Origin of the sequence: Streptomyces sp. NPDC091412 (assembly GCF_044756885.1) — a bacterium.
In the GTDB taxonomy this organism is placed as follows: Bacteria; Actinomycetota; Actinomycetes; order Streptomycetales; family Streptomycetaceae; genus Streptomyces.
Genome location: NZ_JBIVTV010000058.1, coordinates 1 through 1,711, shown reverse-complemented (window position 1 = coordinate 1,711; position 1,711 = coordinate 1). Strand labels below are relative to the sequence as shown.

Here is a 1,711-nt window from a genome sequence, read left to right as displayed (position 1 = left end):
CCTCGTCCATCTGCCACATCGCGCGCTCGGGCTGTCCGGCCTTGACCCGGAACTGGTAGGTGCGGACCTCACCGGCGTTTCCGGCCTGGTCGAAGGCCTGCGCGGTGACGAAGTTCAGTCCCGGCCTGGCCGGCAGCATGCGGATGGACTTCGCGGCGCCCGCGGACGTGGTGACCGCGTTCTTCGACGTCGGGTCGCCGTTGACGCCGTACCAGTACTTGGTCACATCACTGTCGGCGGCCTTGAACTCGAAGGTGCCGTACTTGCCCATCCCGTCGTGCCACGGGTCCTCGGGGTCCTCCGGGTTCGAGGCCGGGTACTCGCCCGAGCTGATCGACGGCGCCTTCGGCACCTTCGTGTCGTAGAAGAAGTAGCAGGCCGTCGGGTCGCCCGAGGACGACCACGGCGAGTACTGCGCCCCGTCGTAGCTGCGCGCCTGCCAGTAGATCTGCTTGTTCTGCGGCACATTGGACGGCAGGCTGATCGAGAAACTCGACCCGGACTTCTTGTACGAGGTGAGCGCCGGCTTCCACCGCGCGATCACACCCTTGCCGTCCCCGGTGTCCCACGACGCCTGGAACTCGACCGCGACGGTGTCGCCGTCCGGGTCGGTGACACTGTTCGCGTAGATCTTGCCCAGCGTGCGCACCCGCGCCGCCTCCGCCGGCTTCTTGCACGTGCCGCCGTACTCCATCGTCAGCTGCGACATCTTGATCTGCGGCGGCGGCCGGTTGTACTGCACCCGCAGATACGCCTTGTCCGAGAACCGCTTCCAGGCATAGCCGTCGGTCTCACTGGCCGCCTGGAGCCCGAACGTCATCGTCGCGCTCTTGTTGTTCGCGGCCGTCTGCACCGCCGACTTCACATCGAACTCGGCGTCCTTGGCCGCACAGCCCGTGTAACCGTAGGCGAAGGACTTCGACGCCAGCTGCTTGATCCAGAAACCCGAGGCGTTCTGACTGTTCCACGTGGTCGAGGAGGAGATGTCCTTGGTCTGCCACAACTCCACGCTGCGCGCATTGCACGACGCCGACCACGTGTTACGCACCACGAACTCCGCCGACAGGATCGACTTCCCCGCGAACGTCGAGGTCGGGATCCGGTAGAACAGCCGCTTCGTGTCATGCGGGGCGCAGTAATCCCAGTTGCAGTAACCCAGACCCGCGTCCGCGGCACCGTTGAACTTCCACTGCGGCGACGACGCCCAGTACTTCGACGCCATCGTCCACGCCGACGCCTTCGGCGTGTACCACTGCGGATCGATATACACCGGATACGTCGTGTCCGCGCCCTTCAGCACGTCCGCGTCCGGGGTCAGCACCAACTCGTCCTGCCGGGCCGTCACATCCACACCCACCGGCGCGAGCTTCCCCGACTCCGCCGGACCCGGCTCACCACTCCCCTCCTCCGGCGCGGTGGCGCGTGACTGCGCGGGGGCAGCGGACTGCTCTCCCGGGCTGGAGTCCCACATCATCGGCTTCGGCGCCTCGAACACCGCGCCCGCCGCGCCCTGGTCGACGGCCTCCAGACCGCCCCCGGCGGTCTCCCGCACATCCAGGCCCGACGCCGACAGCTTCAACCGCAGCTCGGCCAGCTCCGCACTCGCCGCCGCCTTCGCCGACTTCACCACCAGCAACTGCGTGAAACCGTCCTCCTGCGCGGTCATCCGCAGATCCACATCCGGCAGCACCGACGCATACGTCGCCACCGC

General features: G+C 67.3%; 1 pseudogene. It reads right to left on the bottom strand.

Annotated features, from left to right (window positions below):
• A pseudogene (locus ACIQMV_RS39350) lies at positions 1-1,711 on the bottom strand (LamG domain-containing protein); the annotation flags it as partial.